Source organism: Micromonospora sp. L5, from assembly GCF_000177655.2.
GTDB lineage: Bacteria > Actinomycetota > Actinomycetes > Mycobacteriales > Micromonosporaceae > Micromonospora > Micromonospora aurantiaca.
Genome location: NC_014815.1, coordinates 3,653,174 through 3,668,992, shown reverse-complemented (window position 1 = coordinate 3,668,992; position 15,819 = coordinate 3,653,174). Strand labels below are relative to the sequence as shown.

The window sequence follows — 15,819 nt, the reverse complement described above, 5'->3', positions numbered from 1 at the left end:
CTAAGTTCGATGGCTCGCCCCGGGCACGATGCGGTCAGCTCGGCGACACCAGGCGGGCGTGCCAGGCCAGCGCGGCCGGATCGGTGAGCGAGGCGACCTGGTCGATCACCACGCGCAGCCGCGCGGCGTCGTCCGCCGCGTCACGCCACAGCGGCGCGAACACCGGGTCGAGCGCATCCGGCGCCCGGTCCAGCAGCGCCGCGACCAGCCCGGTCAGGACGTCGCGCTGCCGCGCGTAGCGGTCCCCGGCGCCGGGGCGGCGCATCACGTACCGCAGCGCGATGCCCTTGAGCAGCGCGCACTGCGCCCGGATCCGGCGCGGCACCTCCAGGTCGGCGTCGTAGCGGCGGTGCGGGCCGGGACCGTGGCGCTGCTCGGTCGCGGCCACCACGCCGGCGACGAACCGGCCGGTGAGCACGCTCGTGGTGGCCTTCAACGCGGCGAGCGCGCGGTGGCTGCCGTCGTACGCGGCAAGCGGGGCGAGCACCGGATCGGCCAGCAGGCCGGCGAGCACCTCGCCCAGATCCTCCGGCGCCTCACCCGAGTAGGCGGCGGCCACGTCGGCGCAGAGCGCCCGCCGCTCGTCCGCGTCGGCCAGCAGCGGGCGCAGGTCGACGTACCCGCCGTGGATGCCGTCCTCGACGTCGTGCACCGAGTACGCCACGTCGTCGGCCCAGTCCATCACCTGGGCCTCCAGACAGCGCCGGTCGCCCGGCGGGGCGCCTTCGCGCAGCCAGTCGAAGACCGGGCGGTCGTCGGCGTACACGCCGAACTTGCGCTCGCCGGGGCGGCGCGGCCACGGGTACTTGCTCACCGCGTCCAGCGCGGCCCGGGTCAGGTTCAGCCCGGCCGAGCGCCCGTCCGGGGCGAGCACCTTCGCCTCCAGCCGGGTGAGCACCCGCAGCGTCTGCGCGTTGCCCTCGAAGCCGCCGCAGTCGGCGGCCAGCTCGTCCAGGGCGTACTCGCCGTTGTGCCCGAACGGCGGGTGGCCCAGGTCGTGCGCCAGCCCGGCGGTGTCCACCACGTCCGGGTCGCAGCCCAGCCGGGCGCCCATCTCGCGGGCGATCTGCGCGACCTCCAGCGAGTGGGTCAGCCGGGTACGCAGGAAGTCGTTCGTCCCGGCGGTGTGCACCTGGGTCTTCGCGGCGAGCCGGCGGAACGCCGCCGAGTGCAGCACGCGGGCGCGGTCCCGCTCGAACGGCGACCGGCCGTACCCGGTGTCCTTGGGCGCCTCGTCGACCAGCCGCGCCGCGTCGCTCATTTCTCCCGGACTGGCAGAGGGTCGCGACTGCGGGGCTCGCAAGACCGGCTCACTCCTCGCGCTCCCGGAGCACGCAGAACTCGTTGCCCTCCGGGTCGGCGAGCACCGTCCACTCCACGTCCCCCTGGCCGATGTCGACGTGCCGGGCGCCCATGTCGACGAGGCGCTCCACCTCGGCCTCCATGTCGGCCGGGCGCAGGTCGATGTGCAGCCGGTTCTTCCCCTCCTTCGGCCCGGAGACCGGGACGAAGACGAGACCGGGCGTCGTGTCGGGGGTCCGGCGGATCTCCACTTCGTCCGGCTTGTCGGTGATCACCTGATAGCCGAGGGCCTCCGCCCACCAACTGGCGAGCCGGGACGGATCCCGGGCGTCGATGGTCAGGTTCTCCCAGACGGCGGTCATGCGGCCACCCCTCCTGATCGACACGTGGCGGAAGCTCAGGCTACGCCGAGGAGGCCGGAAAGGCGCGCCGGGCGTACGCGGGGCCGCCGGCGAGCACCGGCGGCCCCGCGCCGCGTCAGCGGGAGTCCGAACCGGTGGTGGTGATCGACGCGCGGCCTGCCTCCAGCCGGGCCACCGGCACCCGGAACGGCGAGCAGGAGACGTAGTCCAGGCCGACCTCGTGGAAGAAGTGCACCGAGTCCGGGTCGCCGCCGTGCTCGCCGCAGACGCCGAGCTTCAGGCCCGGACGGGCCGCCCGGCCCTCCTCGGCGGCGATGCGCACCAGCCGGCCGACGCCGTCGGTGTCGATCGACTCGAACGGCGAGATACCGAAGATGCCCAGCTCCAGGTAGCGCCAGAAGAACGCGCCCTCCACGTCGTCGCGGGAGAAGCCCCAGCCCATCTGGGTCAGGTCGTTGGTGCCGAAGGAGAAGAACTCGGCCGCCTCGGCGATCTGCCCGGCGGTCAGCGCCGCCCGGGGCACCTCGATCATCGTGCCGATCAGCACCTCGACGCCGCTGTCCCCGACCACCTCGGCGATGATCCGCTCGGCCTCGGCGCGTACCGTCTCCAGCTCCTGCACGGCCCCGACCAGCGGCACCATGATCTCCGGACAGGCCTTGCCGCCGTCGCGGACGACCGCGACGGCGGCCTCCGCGATCGCGCGGACCTGCATGGCGAACAGGCCGGGGATGACCAGGCCGAGCCGGACGCCGCGCAGGCCCAGCATCGGGTTCTCCTCGTGCATCCGCCGCACGGCGGCGAGCAGCGCCTCCTCCTTGGCCACGTCCTCGCCGCGCTCCTGTGCCACCGCGACGTTGACCGCGAGCTGTTCCAGCGGGGGCAGGAACTCGTGCAGCGGCGGGTCGATCAGCCGCACGGTGACCGGCAGGCCGTCCATCTCGCGGAAGATCTCGATGAAGTCGGCCCGCTGCAGCGGCAGCAGCGCGGCGAGCGCGTCCTCCCGCTCCTGCTCGCCGGAGGCCAGGATGAGCCGCTCGACCAGCTCGCGCCGGTCGCCGAGGAACATGTGCTCGGTGCGGCACAGGCCGATGCCCTCGGCGCCGAAGCGCCGCGCCCGGGCCGCGTCCGCGCCGGTGTCGGCGTTCGTGCGCACCCGCAGCCGCCGCGCGGCGTCGGCGTGCGTCATGATCCGGTGTACGGAGCGGACCAGCGCGTCGTCGGTGTTCTCCGGGTCGAGTTCGCCCTCGAAGTACTGCACCACCTCGGACGGCATGACCGGCACCTCGCCGAGGTAGACCTTGCCGGTGGTGCCGTCGATCGAGACCACGTCGCCCTCGTTCACCACGTGGTCGCCCACAGTGAACTTCTTCGCCGGTACGTTCACTTCCAGCTCGTCGGCGCCGGAGACGCAGGTCTTGCCCATGCCGCGGGCCACCACGGCGGCGTGGCTGGTCTTGCCGCCCCGGGAGGTGAGGATCCCCTTGGCGGCGATCATGCCGTTGAGGTCGTCCGGGTTGGTCTCCCGGCGGACCAGGATCACCGACTCCCCCTCGGCGGCCAGCTCGACCGCCCGGGCCGAGGTGAAGACGACCTTGCCGGACGCGGCACCCGGGGAGGCGCCGATGCCCTTGGCCACCGGCTCGAACTCGTGGTCGAGCTGGAAGCGCGGGAACATCAACTGGGCGAGCTGCGCGCCGTTGACCCGGTGCAGCGCCTCGTCCAGGTCGATCAGACCCTCGTCGACGAGCTGCCCGGCGATGACGAACGCGGCGGCGGCGGTGCGCTTGCCGACGCGGGTCTGGAGCATCCAGAGCTTGCCGCGCTCGATGGTGAACTCGATGTCGCAGAGGTCCTTGTAGTGCTCCTCCAGCCGGGCCATGATGCCGAGCAGTTGGTCGTAGGAGGTCTTGTCGAGCTGCTCCAGCTCCTGCAACGGCACCGTGTTGCGGATGCCGGCGACCACGTCCTCACCCTGGGCGTTGGCGAGGTAGTCGCCGTAGATGCCCTGCGCGCCGCTGCCCGGGTCGCGGGTGAACGCGACGCCGGTACCGGAGTCGGGACCGAGGTTGCCGAAGACCATCGTCACCACGTTGACGGCGGTGCCCAGGTCGGCCGGGATGCGCTCCTGGCGGCGGTAGAGGATCGCCCGTTCCGCGTTCCACGAGTCGAAGACCGCGCGGATGGCGAGGTCGAGCTGCTCGCGCGGCTCCTGCGGGAACTCGCGGCCGGTGTGCTTCGCGAAGATCTGCTTGTACGCGTCGACAAGCCCGCGCAGGTCATCGGCGTCCAGGTCGAGGTCGTTGTGCGTGCCCTTGGCGCGCTTGATCTCGTCGAGCGCGTGCTCGAACTCCTCGCCCGGCACCTCGCAGACGGTCTTGCCGAACATCTGGATCAGCCGCCGGTACGAGTCCCAGGCGAACCGGTCGTTCCCGCCCGCCTGGTTGCTCAGGCCGACCACGCTGCGGTCGTTGAGGCCGACGTTGAGGACGGTCTCCATCATGCCCGGCATGGAGAACTTGGCGCCGGAACGTACCGAGACCAGCAGCGGGTCGTCCGGGTCGCCGAGGCGCCGGCCCATCTCGCGCTCCAGGGACTCCAGGTGCGCCTCGATCTGGGCGGCCAGGCCGTCCGGCTCGCGCCCGGTCGTCAGGTACGCCTTGCAGGCCTCGGTGGTGATCGTGAAGCCGGGCGGAACCGGCAGGCCGAGATTCGTCATCTCGGCCAGGTTGGCCCCCTTGCCGCCGAGCAGATCCTTGAGATCCTTGTTGCCCTCGGCGAAGTCGTAGACGTACTTCTGCTCGACCGGATCGTGCGCTGCCACCGGAGCCTCCCACGCGCGCCATTGACACTTAACGAAGGTTCAGTTCGGACATACCCCGGTAGTGACCACCGGTAATCCCGGCTCGTCAGCGTCGGTGGGGCGAAGGCTAGGCGAGTTTCGAGAAACCTGGGAGCGTTCGGTGACTTTCGGCACAACGGTCACCACAATCCGCGTTCGTACGGGTTTTTGGGAACGCTTCCACGAGCACGATCACGCAATTCCGATTCCCCTCGTACTCTTGACGTCACTGCATCTCGCGGAACCTGACCTTTGCCATATCCCGCGCGAATACACCCTCGGAGCCGTCGCCGTGCCGACCAACCCCGCCGCCCCGGAGACCGGGCCGGAGCCGACCGACACCCGTCCCACCAGCCCTTCCAGCGACGTACCCGCTGTGCCGCTGCCCGGTGTGCCGGCACCCGCGGCCGAGCTGGCCCGCGACGCCGCGGGCCGGGCCGCCGAGGCGCTCGCCGGACCGGCGCCGGTCCGGCTCGGCGACGTGGTGCCGGCGCCCGAGCACGTGCGCCCGGACCCGGCCGACGACTTCACGCTGAGCGCGGACGCGGTGCTGCGGGTCAGCCCCGCCGGGCGGGACGTGGCCGAGCAGCTCGCCGGCTGGCTGCGCCCGGCCACCGGCTTCCCGCTCCCGGTCGCCGACACCGGCGAGGACGGCCCGCTGACGCTCACGCTGTCCGCGGCGGTTCCCGCCCGGCCCGGCGAGCCGGACGACGCGCGGCTCGGGGACGAGGGCTACCGCCTCGACGTGACCACCGGCGGCGTCCGGATCACCGCCGCCACCCCGGCCGGGCTGTTCCACGGCGCGCAGACGCTGCGGCAGCTGCTACCCGCGCCGATCGAGAGCCCGACCGCCGTCGCCGCGCGCTGGGCGGTACCCGGCGGCACGATCGTCGACCGGCCGCGCTTCCCCTACCGGGGCGCGATGCTCGACGTCGCCCGCCACTTCTTCGCGGTCGAGGACGTGCTGCGGGTGGTCGACCACCTGGCCCGCTACAAGCTCAACCACCTGCACCTGCACCTCACCGACGACCAGGGCTGGCGGATCGCCGTCGACTCCTGGCCACGGCTCGCCGAGGTCGGCGGCACGACAGCGGTCGGCGGCGGCCCCGGCGGCTGGTACACACGTGACGACTACCGCCGCATCGTCGCGTACGCCGCCCGCCGCCACGTCACAGTGGTGCCCGAGATCGACCTGCCGGGCCACACCAACGCGGCGCTGGTCGCGTACCCCGAACTGGCGCCCGGCAAGATCGCGCCACCGCCGTACACCGGCACCGAGGTCGGCTTCAGCTTCGTCGACCCCGCCGACGAGCGGACGTACGCCTTCGTCGCGGACGTGGTCGGCGAGGTGGCCGCGTCGACGCCCGGGCCGTGGCTGCACCTCGGCGGCGACGAGGCGTTCAAGGTGCCGGCCGACAGCTACCGCTCCTTCGTGGAGCGGGCGCAGCGGCTGGTGGCCGCCACCGGCAAGACCGTCGTCGGCTGGCACCAGCTCGCCCCGGCCGCACACGTCGACGGGCGCGTCCTGCAGTGGTGGGGCACGAACGGTGACGACCCGGAGACCGCCGACGCGGTACGCCGTGGCGCCCGGCTGATCCTCTCCCCCGGCAACCACGCGTACCTGGACATGAAGTACGCCCCGGACACCCCGATCGGACACGACTGGGCCGGTCTGATCGACGTGCGCCGGGCGTACGAGTGGGATCCGGGCAGCCACGTGCGGGGCGTACCGGCCGAGGCGGTGCTGGGTGTGGAGGCGCCGCTGTGGACCGAGTCGATCACGACGCCGGCCGAGGTCGAGTTCATGCTCTTCCCGCGCCTGCCCGCCGTCGCCGAACTCGGCTGGTCACCGCGCGAGACGCACGACTGGTCCCGGTTCCGCAGCCGGCTGGCCGCACACGGCCCGCGCTGGTCCACAGCCGGCATCGCCTTCCACCCCTCCCCCGAGATCCCCTGGCCCACCACCCCAGCCCAGATCCCCACCCAGCCCACCCCCACCCCCACCACCACCCCCTGACCGCACACCGGGGCGCCGAACCCCGTCGATCATGAAGTTGACGGCGACAAACCGGACACAAAACGCCGTCAACTTCATGATCGACGCCCTCATCCCCGGGCCGGCGACATCCAGCCGCCCCTCGCCGTCGCGCACTCCATCCCGAGCGCCCCGAGCGCCCCGAGCGCCCCGAGCGCCCCGAAGATCTTGGTACGGAACGGCCCTCGGAGGGGCGCCGATCTACCAAGATCTCGAAGCTCACCCGCCCAGAGCCCGACATCGGGCACCAAGGCGACTCACTCCCCTCCCATCGGACCGGTGATCAAGGAGTTTGTGCCCGGTGCGCGGCCTCAGACGGACACAAACTCCTTGATCAACGGGGTGGGGGGTTGGGGGGAGCCCTTGAGGTGGCCGGGGCGGGGTGACTGCGGCGAGGGCGGGCGGGGTTCGGTGTCGGCGGCAGCCCTGATGAGCTCGGTGTCCGGATTCGGGGTGGTCGGGGTCACCCGTGGGGTGGAATCGGGGGTGGGTGCGGGGCGTTGTACATGGCAGACCGCGCCGCACCCGCCGACCGCCCGCCCCCTCGGGCCGGGAATCAGGCCGGGACGCCGGTCGTTACATCCCCGGAGCCGCCGAGCAGGCCGACAGCGCCTGTCGAGCCGGCCCCACCGCCGGGCAGCACTCCCCGGGAATCACCCCGGGGCCCCCGGTCGTTACATCCCCGAGCCGCCGGAGCAGGCCACCCCCCCTGGTCGCCCGAGCGAGCCACCGGCCCGACGCACATACCGGGCCACCTGATCTTTATTCGCGGCATCCCCCATCGCCGCGTACCCCCGACAGAGAGGCAACTGATCATGGCTACCACTCTGCTGCGCAAGACCGCTCTGACCGTCGCCGGTATCGCCGCCACCGCCGGTGGCATCGCCGGCCCCGCCATCGCCGCCCAGGCCACCCCGGCCGAGCGCGCCGCCCAGGTCGTCACCACCGACCGCAAGCACGGCGAGCGTGAGCTGGACGTGCGCTACGAGGCGCAGCCCAACTTCTACTTCTGTGGCCCGGCCGCGGCCCGTAACGCGCTGAGCGTGCAGGGCAAGAACATCGACGTGGACGCCATGGCCAAGGAGATGGGCACCACCGAGGCCGGCACCAACTCCATCAACGACATCACGCCGGTGCTCAACAAGGAGACCGGTAAGGACGTCTACAAGTCGACCGAGATCCCGGTGGACAAGGTCGGTGACAAGGTGGAGAAGCTGCGTGCCGACGTGGTGCGCACTGTGGACGACGGCCGGGCCGTGGTGGCGAACATCGCCGGCACCGCGACCGACACCGACGGCACCACCCACTCGTTCGAGGGTGGCCACTACATCAGCGTGGTCGGCTACCGCGACGGCGGCAAGGTCGTGACGATCGCCGACTCGGCGAACCCGGACCAGGCCTCCTACCGGATCGACGTGGACGAGCTCGCCCGCTGGATCGCCAGCCGCGGCTACAGCTCCTGACCGAGTGACAATGACGAAGGGCCCGACCCCGGAACGGGGGTCGGGCCCTTCGGCGTGTCCCGGGGTCAGCGGTCAGCCGCCCGAGTCGTCCAGCTCCGCGCCGTCGGGCGGGGTGTCGTCGTCGCGGCTGGCCAGCCAGCCGTCGGGCAGGAAGACCTTGCCCGGGGAGTTGGTGCGGCCGCGCGGCTGGCCGAGGTTCTCCACCGGGAACGGTACGGCCGGGTCGAGCTTGCCGAGCAGGTCGTCGAGCTGCGCCAGGCTCTCGATCATGGCGAGCGAGCGGCGCAGTTCGCTGCCGATCGGGAAGCCCTTCAGGTACCAGGCGACGTGCTTGCGGAAGTCGGTGCAGCCGTCCCGCTCGCCACGGGCCGGGTTGCGCGCGCCCGCCACGAACTGCTCCACCAGCAGCTCGGCGTGCCGCCGCATGGTCACCGCCACCTCGCCGAGGCTCGGTAGCCGCCGCTCGGCGCTCCCGTTGAACGCGGCCTCCAGGTCGGCGAACAGCCACGGCCGGCCCAGGCAGCCGCGCCCGATCACCACGCCGTCGACGCCGGTGTGCGCGACCATCCGCAGCGCGTCGTCGGCCTCCCAGATGTCGCCGTTGCCGAGCACCGGCACGTCGAGCGCCGCCTTGAGCGTGGCGATCGCGTCCCAGTCGGCGGTGCCGGAGTAGCGCTGCGCGGCCGTACGCCCGTGCAGGGCGACCGCCGCGACGCCCGCGTCCTGGGCCGCCAGCCCTGCCTCGACGTACGTCAGGTGATCGTCGTCGATGCCCTTGCGCATCTTGACGGTGACCGGCACCCCGGCGGGTGACGCGGCGTCCACCGCGGCCCTGACCAGCCGGGCGAACAGCCGGCGGCGCCACGGCAGGGCCGAGCCGCCGCCCCGGCGGGTCACCTTGGGCACCGGGCAGCCGAAGTTCAGGTCGATGTGGTCGGCCAGGTCGCGCTCGACCACGATCCGCACGGCGGCGGCGGTGATCTCCGGGTCGGTGCCGTAGAGCTGGAGGCTGCGGGGCTTCTCCTCGGCGCCGAAGGCGATCATGCGCAGCGTCTTCGGGTTCCGCTCGACGAGCGCACGGGTGGTGATCATCTCGCAGACGTAGATGCCGCCGCCCTGCTCACGGCAGAGCCGGCGGAAGCCGACGTTGGTGATCCCGGCCATCGGCGCGAGCACCACCGGCGGCCACACCCGGTGCGGGCCGATGGTCAACGCGGGCAGGGTCGGGGCAGTCACCGCACAAGTGTAAGGAAGGGCCCCTTCTTAACGTCTCCGGTAGAGCAGGGGCCCCTTGTTAACAGGGCACATATCACAGCCGGCCAGCCCGGCGGGCGTTCTCCACAACCGGGGCGGCTGTCCACAGGACGGGCGGACGGGCAGGAGGAGCAGCGGTCGAGCCCGCACGCTGCCGGGCATGCGCGAACAGCCACCCGAACTCAGCGACCTGGCCGAGCGCCAGCAGCAGATCGTCACCCGGACGCAGCTACTCGGCGTCGGATACGACGACATGTACCTGTACCGGCAGACCCGGCGCGGCCTGTGGCAGCGCGTGCTGCCGGCCACGTACGCGCTCGTCACCGGCACCCTCACCGACGAGCAACGACGAATCTCGGCGGCGCTCTACGCGGGCGCCGACGCCCAGCTCACCGGCCTGGCCGCCCTGATCTGGTACGGCTTCCGGCACAGTCCGCGCACCGCTGACGTACACCTGATCCTGCCGCACCACGTGCGGCGCCGCTCGGCCGGTCACGCGGTGATCGCGCGGGCCCTGGAGCTTGATCCGCGGGCCCGGCGGACCGCGCTGTACCCGGTGTGCTCGCCGGCCAGGGCGGTCGTGGACGCGGCCCGCGACCTGCGCCGGCTGCGGCCGGTACGGGCGACGGTGGCCGAGGCCGTGCAGCGCGGTTTCACCGACCTGGACAGCCTGGACGCGGAGATCCGCCGGGCCCGGCGGAGCCGCACCGCCCTGATCCGGAAGGCGTTCGCGGAGATCACCGATGGGGTCCGCTCGGCGCCGGAGACGGAGCTGCGGGAGTGCCTGGGCGCCAGCGGCGTGCTCGGCGGGATCCTGTGGAACCCGCGGCTGTCGGCGGCCGACGGCACCCGGCTGCCGACGCCGGACGGCTACCTCGCCGAGTGCGCGGTGGCGCTGGAGGTCGACTCGCGGGAGTACCACCTCAGCCCGAACGACTGGGCGCGGACGCTGGACCGGCACAACGAGCTGAGCCGGTACGGGGTGCTCATCCTGCACTTCACGCCGGCGCAGATCCGCAGGGAGCCGGGCCGTGTGCGGCGCATGGTGGAGGACGCGTACGCGGCCCGGCGCGGGCTGGGCGCCGGGACCGGCGTACGGGCGGAGCCGATCTCCCCCGGATGAGGGGTGTTAAGAAGGGGCCCCTTCTCTACGCGAGGCGTTAAGAAGGGGCCCTTCCTTACATCAGGTCAGCAGCCGGGCAGGCGCTCGATCAGGTAGCGCTCGACCTGGTCCAGCGAGACGCGCTCCTGGGCCATCGTGTCCCGGTTCCGGACCGTGACCGCGTTGTCGTCGAGCGTGTCGAAGTCGACTGTGACGCAGAACGGCGTGCCGATCTCGTCCTGCCGGCGGTAGCGGCGGCCGATCGCCTGCGAGTCGTCGAACTCGACCACCCAGCGCTTGCGCAGGTCGGTGGCGAGCTGCTTGGCCTTCGGCGACAGCGCCTCGTTGCGCGACAGCGGCAGCACGGCGACCTTGACCGGGGCCAGGCGCGGGTCGAACCGCATGACGGTGCGCTTGTCCACGCCGCCCTTGGTGTTCGGCGCCTCGTCCTCGTCGTACGCCTCGAGCAGGAACGCCAGCACCGCGCGGGTGAGGCCGGCGGCCGGCTCGATCACGTACGGCATCCAGCGCTCGCCCTTGCCCTGGTCGAAGTACGACAGGTCGACGCCGGAGTGCTTGCTGTGCGTGGACAGGTCGAAGTCGGTGCGGTTGGCGATGCCCTCCAGCTCGGCGAACTCGCTGCCGCCGAACCGGAACCGGTACTCGATGTCGACGGTGCGCTTCGAGTAGTGGGAGAGCTTCTCCTTGGGGTGCTCGTAGAAGCGCAGGTTCTCCTCGGACAGGCCCAGGTCGAGGTACCAGTTCCAGCGCTCGGAGAGCCAGTACTCGTGCCACTGCTCGTCGGTGCCCGGCTCGACGAAGAACTCCATCTCCATCTGCTCAAACTCGCGGGTCCGGAAGATGAAGTTGCCGGGGGTGATCTCGTTGCGGAACGACTTGCCGGTCTGCGCGATGCCGAACGGCGGCTTCTTGCGGGCGACCGTCTCCACGTTCTTGTAGTTGACGAAGATGCCCTGGGCGGTCTCCGGGCGCAGGTAGTGCATGCCCTCGTCGCTCTCCACCGGGCCCAGGTAGGTCTTCATCAGGCCGTTGAACATCTTCGGCTCGGTGAAGGTGCCCTTGTTGCCGCAGTTGGGGCAGTTCAGCTCCGTCAGCGAGGTCAGCGGCTTGCCGTGCTTGGCCTCGTACGCCTCTTCCAGGTGGTCGGCCCGGAACCGCTTGTGGCAGGACTGGCACTCGGTCAGCGGGTCGACGAACTCGGCGATGTGGCCGCTGGCCTCCCAGACCTTGCGGGCCAGGATGACCGCCGAGTCGAGGCCGACGACGTCGTCGCGCTGCTGCACCATGGTCCGCCACCACTGCCGGCGGACGTTCTCCTTCAGCTCGACGCCGAGCGGACCGTAGTCCCACGCCGACCGGGTGCCCCCGTAGATCTCGCTGGAGGGAAAGACGAAGCCCCGGCGCTTGGCGAGGCTGGTGACGGCGTCGATACGGTCGGCTGGCATGTTTCCTCCTACGCCGGCTGGCGGTCGGCGCGGTTGAGATGGATGGAACCGGGCTGTTCGGGACAACGGTACGACCGTGTCCGTCCCGAGCCCAGCAGAATACCGGGGGCCGGTCAGCTCACCCCGCAGACCTCCACGCCGCCCGTCTGCTGGTCCGGCGCGAGCGTCACGGTCTGCGCCTCCCGCCGGCCGCCGGCGAGCGTGACGTCCACCGGCACGGTGAGCGTGGTGAGGTCGACCTCGCCCACCCGGTAGCCGGAGATCTGCGGCTCGGTCGCCACCCGGCGCTCGAACTCGCGTCGGGGCTCGCGTCGCCGGATGTCGTCGCAGAGCGTGTCGTACGCCTTGGACCACTCCCGGGCCACGAGCGCCTGGTAGTAGTCGTTCGTGACCGCCCGGCCCTGCTCACCGATCGCCTGGGCGTTGCTCACCGCCAGGCCGACCACTGCCGCCCCGCCCCCACCGCAGCAGATCAGCACTGCGAGCGCGCCCGCGCCGAGGCCGAGCCAGAGCCGTGTCCGCCCGCCCTCGGTGGGCGGGGCGGCGAACGGCGGCGCGGCGCCGGGCCCCTGCGGCGGCGCGGGCACCCCGTGTTCCGCCGGCAGCGCGGGCGGAACGGATGACGGGGGTGGCGCGGCCGGTCCGGGAGCGGTCATACGCGCCAGGGTAGTGCCCCGGCACTCAGCGATACGGACCTGCGGCGCGATCGCTGGCGACGACGACGATCTCACCCTCGGGGGCGGCGCTGGCGAGCGTCTCGTACGCCGACGGCTCGTCCACCGATCGGGCGAGCAGCGGCACGGCGGTGACCTTGACGTCGAATCCGCCGAGCGCCCGCCGGTACGCACCGACCGACTCCCACTCGGTGATCAGGACCCAGTGGTCCGGGTCGTCGAGCGCCCGCAGCAGTTCACCGCGCAGGTAGCCGGGGCGGGCGGCGAGCGCGGCCAGCGCGGCGTGCGCCGCACGGGTGAACTCGTCCACCGTTTCGGCTTCCACCACGAAGCGGTTGGTGACCAGCACGGGGTTCCTCCTCGTAGAGTTTGTGGCATGCAGCGTACGCAGAGTCCTGTGCTGTCCCGGTTGGCACGGCTCAACCCGACGGCGGTGTTCCTGGCCGCGCTGGCCCTGGTGCTTGTCGGCCTCTTCGCGCCCGGCCCGGCGGGCGGCGTCCTGCTGCTCGTGCTGGCCGGCGTGCTGGTCTGGCTGATGTCGGTCACCTGGCCGGTGCAGGCCCCGGCGACCCGGATGCTCCGGCTGGTGATGCTCACCTTGTTGATCGCGGTGGCGCTGGCGAAGCTCATGGTCGGCTGACTCGGGCAAGCAGAACCGAGCTGACCTGCGCTGACATGCAATCATGCGTTTTTGACAATAGTTTTCGTTGTCGCGGACAGTTGAGCCCATGACCGTTCGTACACCTCGCCGTATCCTGACCGCCGCAGCCGCCGCCCTGCTCGCCGCCGCCGGCCTGACCGCCTGCGCGGACGGCACAGGCGGCGCGAGCGAGCCGGGCAGGGTCGACGTGGTGGCCGCGTTCTACCCGCTCCAGTTCCTGGCCGAGCGGATCGGCGGCGACACGGTCGCGGTCAGCAACCTGACCAAGCCCGGCGCCGAGCCGCACGACCTGGAACTCAACCCGCGGCAGGTCGGCCAGGTCGTCGACGCCGACGTGGTCGTCTACCTCAGCGGCTTCCAGCCGGCGGTGGACGAGGCGGTGGAGCAGAACGGCGGCGACCGCGCGTTCGACGTGGCGGGCGTGACGCCGCTGCGGGACGCGGCCGCCGGTGGCCACGACCACGATCACGAGGGCGAGGCCGGGCACGCCGAGGAGGGCGGCGGCAAGGACCCGCACGTCTGGCTCGACCCGACCCGGCTGGCCACCATCGGCGACAAGCTCGCCGAGCGCCTCGGCAAGGCCGACCCGGACCACGCCGCCGACTACACCGCCCGCGCCGGCGCGCTGCGCACCGAGCTGACGAAGCTGGACACCGAGTACGCCGACGGCCTGCGCACCTGCCAGCGCCGGGAGATCGTCACCAGCCACACCGCGTTCGGCTACCTGACCGAGCGCTACCAGCTGGAACAGATCGGCATCAGCGGGCTCACCCCGGAGTCCGAGCCGTCCCCGAAGCGCCTCGCCGAGGTCGCCGAGGAGGCCCGGGAGCACCAGGCCGGCACGATCTTCTTCGAGACCCTGGTCAGCCCGAAGGTCGCCGAGACGATCGCGCGTGAGGTCGGGGCGAAGACGGCCGTCCTGGACCCGCTGGAGGGCCCGCCCGCCGACGGCGACTACCTCTCCGCGATGCGCACCAACCTGCAGACCCTGCGAACCGCTCTGGACTGTTCATGACCTCACCCGTGATCGAGATCGCGCACGCCACAGTCGGCTACGACGGCCGCCCGGTGCTGCGGGACGTCTCGTTGACAGTGACCGCCGGCGAGGTGGTCGCCGTGCTCGGCGCCAACGGCTCCGGCAAGTCGACGCTCGTGCGCGCCGCGCTCGGCCTGGTGCCGGTCGGCGCCGGGTCGGTCGCCCTGTTCGGCACGCCGCAGCGCCGCTTCCGGCAGTGGCACCGCATCGGGTACGTGCCGCAGCGGCTCGGCGCGGGCAGCGGAGTACCAGCCACCGTGCGCGAGGTGGTGGCGTCCGGGCGGCTGGCCCGCCGGGGCGTGCTGCGTCCCTCCGGGCGGGCGGACCGGGAGGCGGTGGCGGCGGCACTGGACGCGGTCGGGCTCGCCGACCGGGCCGGTGAGCCGGTGTCCACGCTCTCCGGCGGCCAGCAGCAGCGCACCCTGATCGCCCGCGCGCTGGCCGGCGGGCCGGAGCTGCTGGTGCTGGACGAGCCGACCGCCGGGGTGGACGCTGCGAGCCAGGAGGCGTTCGCCGGGGCGCTGCGCGCGTTCCGCGACGGCGGCGGCACGGTCCTGCTCGTCGCGCACGAGCTGGGCCCGCTGCGCCCGCTGATCAGCCGGGCCGTGGTGGTGCACCAGGGCGGGATCGCCCACGACGGCGCGGTGCCCGAACCGGCCGGCCACCACGCCGACCCGGACCACGAGCACGTGCACCCGCACTGCGACGAGGAGCCCGCCCGGCTCTGGACAGGCATCTGAGATGGATCTCTTTCAGTACGACTTCATGCTCCGCGCCCTGGTCGGCGCGCTGATCATCGGGCTGGCCGCCCCGGCGCTCGGCATCTACCTGGTGCAGCGCCGGCTGGCGTTGATCGGTGACGGGCTCGGGCACGTGGCGCTCACCGGCGTCGGCGCGGGACTGCTGCTCAACCGCTCCCCCGTGCTGGTGGCGGTGATCGCCGCGACGCTCGGCGCGGTCGTGATCGAGCTGGTCCGCGCGTACGGGCGCACCTCCGGCGACCTGGCGCTGGCGTTGCTGTTCTACGGCGGCATCGCCGGTGGCGTGATGCTGGTCGGGCTGTCCGACGCCAGCAGCGGGTCGCTCAACGCGTACCTGTTCGGGTCGCTGACCACCACCTCCCGCACCGACCTGATCACCATCGGGGTGCTCGGCGCGGTGCTGCTGGTGACCATGCTGGTGCTGCGCCAGGCGCTGTTCGCGGTCTGCCACGACGAGGAGTACGCCCGGGTGTCCGGCCTGCCGGTGCGGGCGCTGAACCTGCTCATCGCGGTCGGCACCGCGGTCACGGTGACCATCGCCATGCGGGCGGTCGGGGTGCTGCTGATCAGCGCGCTGATGGTGGTGCCGGTGGCGACCGCGCAGCAGGTGACCCGGGGCTTCCGCTCCACCATGACGGCGGCCATGGCGCTGGGCCTGTTCGCCGCCGGCACCGGGGTCTGGGTGGCCGCGACCGCCGACACCGCGCCCGGCGCATCGGTGGTGCTCGTGGCGATCGGCTCGTTCCTGCTGGTCGCGCTGGCGGCGGCCGGTCTGCGGGCGCTGCGGCGGCGGGTGCGGGCCGACCGGGCCACGCCCCCGTCCGAGCCGGTCGAGCACGAGGTGCTGCTGCGGTGAGGCCC

14 protein-coding genes are annotated in these 15,819 nt (G+C 72.3%); 7 read left to right on the top strand and 7 right to left on the bottom strand.

What is annotated here, in order from left to right:
- Positions 1-34: 34 nt before the first annotated feature.
- The 3 genes from ML5_RS17365 to ppdK form a co-directional block, all read right to left on the bottom strand.
- The gene (locus ML5_RS17365; protein WP_013475545.1) at positions 35-1,261 is read right to left on the bottom strand and encodes a deoxyguanosinetriphosphate triphosphohydrolase; all 1,227 of its coding nucleotides are present in this window, start codon (positions 1,259-1,261) and stop codon (positions 35-37) included.
- 49 nt (positions 1,262-1,310) lie between these two features.
- Complete coding sequence (locus ML5_RS17360) at positions 1,311-1,664, bottom strand: VOC family protein (RefSeq protein ID WP_013287934.1); 354 nt, start codon at positions 1,662-1,664, stop codon at positions 1,311-1,313.
- A 115-nt stretch (positions 1,665-1,779) separates the two neighbouring features.
- The gene (ppdK, locus tag ML5_RS17355; protein ID WP_013475544.1) at positions 1,780-4,488 is read right to left on the bottom strand and encodes a pyruvate, phosphate dikinase; all 2,709 of its coding nucleotides are present in this window, start codon (positions 4,486-4,488) and stop codon (positions 1,780-1,782) included.
- Between the two features lie 310 nt (positions 4,489-4,798).
- Between ppdK and ML5_RS17350 the strand changes: the two genes are divergently transcribed.
- Together ML5_RS17350 and ML5_RS17345 are read left to right on the top strand one after the other, a co-directional pair.
- Positions 4,799-6,523, top strand: a complete 1,725-nt coding sequence (locus tag ML5_RS17350) for a beta-N-acetylhexosaminidase (protein ID WP_013475543.1) — start codon at positions 4,799-4,801, stop codon at positions 6,521-6,523.
- Between the two features lie 833 nt (positions 6,524-7,356).
- Positions 7,357-8,004: a C39 family peptidase gene (locus ML5_RS17345; protein WP_013287937.1), complete on the top strand. Its 648-nt coding sequence runs from the start codon at positions 7,357-7,359 to the stop codon at positions 8,002-8,004.
- 72 nt (positions 8,005-8,076) lie between these two features.
- Here the strand turns inward: ML5_RS17345 and dusB are convergent, their stop codons facing one another.
- On the bottom strand, positions 8,077-9,240 hold the full coding sequence (gene dusB / locus ML5_RS17340; RefSeq protein ID WP_013475542.1) for a tRNA dihydrouridine synthase DusB: 1,164 nt from the start codon (positions 9,238-9,240) through the stop codon (positions 8,077-8,079).
- Between the two features lie 178 nt (positions 9,241-9,418).
- On the opposite strand from dusB, the gene ML5_RS17335 reads away from it, so the two are divergent.
- Positions 9,419-10,381 carry a type IV toxin-antitoxin system AbiEi family antitoxin domain-containing protein gene (locus ML5_RS17335; RefSeq protein WP_013475541.1) on the top strand — a complete coding sequence of 321 codons (963 nt, stop codon included), beginning with the start codon at positions 9,419-9,421 and terminating at the stop codon, positions 10,379-10,381.
- 65 nt (positions 10,382-10,446) lie between these two features.
- Here the strand turns inward: ML5_RS17335 and ML5_RS17330 are convergent, their stop codons facing one another.
- From ML5_RS17330 to ML5_RS17320, 3 genes are all read right to left on the bottom strand, one after another.
- Positions 10,447-11,826, bottom strand: coding sequence for a glycine--tRNA ligase (locus ML5_RS17330; protein WP_013475540.1), 1,380 nt, complete (start codon positions 11,824-11,826; stop codon positions 10,447-10,449).
- A gap of 113 nt (positions 11,827-11,939) precedes the next feature.
- Positions 11,940-12,413: a hypothetical protein gene (locus ML5_RS17325; protein WP_013287941.1), complete on the bottom strand. Its 474-nt coding sequence runs from the start codon at positions 12,411-12,413 to the stop codon at positions 11,940-11,942.
- Positions 12,414-12,507: 94 nt separating this feature from the next.
- Entirely contained in the window at positions 12,508-12,849 is a 342-nt protein-coding gene (locus ML5_RS17320; RefSeq protein ID WP_013287942.1) for an antibiotic biosynthesis monooxygenase, read from the bottom strand.
- Positions 12,850-12,876: 27 nt separating this feature from the next.
- Here ML5_RS17320 and ML5_RS17315 point away from each other — a divergent pair, with 27 nt between their 5' ends.
- The 4 genes from ML5_RS17315 to ML5_RS17300 all read left to right on the top strand — a co-directional run bounded on the left by ML5_RS17315 (position 12,877) and on the right by ML5_RS17300 (position 15,814).
- A complete protein-coding gene (locus ML5_RS17315) occupies positions 12,877-13,140 on the top strand; it encodes a DUF6703 family protein (protein ID WP_013287943.1) in 264 nt (87 codons plus the stop codon).
- A gap of 88 nt (positions 13,141-13,228) precedes the next feature.
- Positions 13,229-14,176: a metal ABC transporter substrate-binding protein gene (locus tag ML5_RS17310; protein WP_013475539.1), complete on the top strand. Its 948-nt coding sequence runs from the start codon at positions 13,229-13,231 to the stop codon at positions 14,174-14,176.
- Entirely contained in the window at positions 14,173-14,937 is a 765-nt protein-coding gene (locus tag ML5_RS17305; protein WP_013475538.1) for a metal ABC transporter ATP-binding protein, read from the top strand. Before ML5_RS17310 ends, ML5_RS17305 begins: the two co-directional genes overlap by 4 nt.
- Before the next feature lies 1 nt (position 14,938).
- Complete coding sequence (locus ML5_RS17300; protein WP_013475537.1) at positions 14,939-15,814, top strand: metal ABC transporter permease; 876 nt, start codon at positions 14,939-14,941, stop codon at positions 15,812-15,814.
- The last annotated feature ends 5 nt before the right edge of the window (positions 15,815-15,819 follow it).

Coding starts and splice junctions, on each gene's coding strand:
- ML5_RS17365 (WP_013475545.1), bottom strand. CDS start 1,261: ATGAGCGACGCGGCGCGGCTGGTCGACGAGGCGCCCAAGGACACCGGG.
- ML5_RS17360 (WP_013287934.1), bottom strand. CDS start 1,664: ATGACCGCCGTCTGGGAGAACCTGACCATCGACGCCCGGGATCCGTCC.
- ML5_RS17345 (WP_013287937.1), top strand. CDS start 7,357: ATGGCTACCACTCTGCTGCGCAAGACCGCTCTGACCGTCGCCGGTATC.
- ML5_RS17335 (WP_013475541.1), top strand. CDS start 9,419: ATGCGCGAACAGCCACCCGAACTCAGCGACCTGGCCGAGCGCCAGCAG.
- ML5_RS17330 (WP_013475540.1), bottom strand. CDS start 11,826: ATGCCAGCCGACCGTATCGACGCCGTCACCAGCCTCGCCAAGCGCCGG.
- ML5_RS17315 (WP_013287943.1), top strand. CDS start 12,877: ATGCAGCGTACGCAGAGTCCTGTGCTGTCCCGGTTGGCACGGCTCAAC.
- ML5_RS17310 (WP_013475539.1), top strand. CDS start 13,229: ATGACCGTTCGTACACCTCGCCGTATCCTGACCGCCGCAGCCGCCGCC.
- ML5_RS17305 (WP_013475538.1), top strand. CDS start 14,173: ATGACCTCACCCGTGATCGAGATCGCGCACGCCACAGTCGGCTACGAC.
- ML5_RS17300 (WP_013475537.1), top strand. CDS start 14,939: ATGGATCTCTTTCAGTACGACTTCATGCTCCGCGCCCTGGTCGGCGCG.